The sequence below is a fragment of the Bacillus sp. AFS023182 genome (genome assembly GCF_002560575.1).
In the GTDB taxonomy this organism is placed as follows: domain Bacteria; phylum Bacillota; class Bacilli; order Bacillales; family Bacillaceae_G; genus Bacillus_A; species Bacillus_A arachidis.
Map to the genome: position 1 here is coordinate 1 of NZ_NTRO01000160.1, position 251 is coordinate 251.

The following is a 251-nucleotide window of genomic DNA, read 5'->3' on the forward strand; positions in this document are numbered from 1 at the left end:
AATTAACGCAACAAGTCTGCAAGTAAGAAGCCAAGCGAATACAAGCAGTGCAATCCTTGGAAGCTTGAAAAATGGTGAGAAAGTAACAATTCTAGGAAAAGCAAATGGATGGGCGAAGATTAGTTATAAAGGAAGAGAAGGGTACATCTCGTTAGAGTTTGTGAAATTAGAAGGCGGAAAACAAGAAGAGAAACCAGGGAACATTACAAATGGTGCCCAAGAAAATGGAACAATTAACGCAACAAGTCTGC

At 39.4% G+C, this 251-nt stretch carries 1 protein-coding gene; it reads left to right on the forward strand.

Features of this window, described 5'->3' with window-relative positions; genetic code table 11:
* Positions 1-251, forward strand: a 251-nt coding sequence (locus CN288_RS27890; protein WP_141528039.1) for an SH3 domain-containing protein, incomplete at both ends; no start/stop codon positions are given.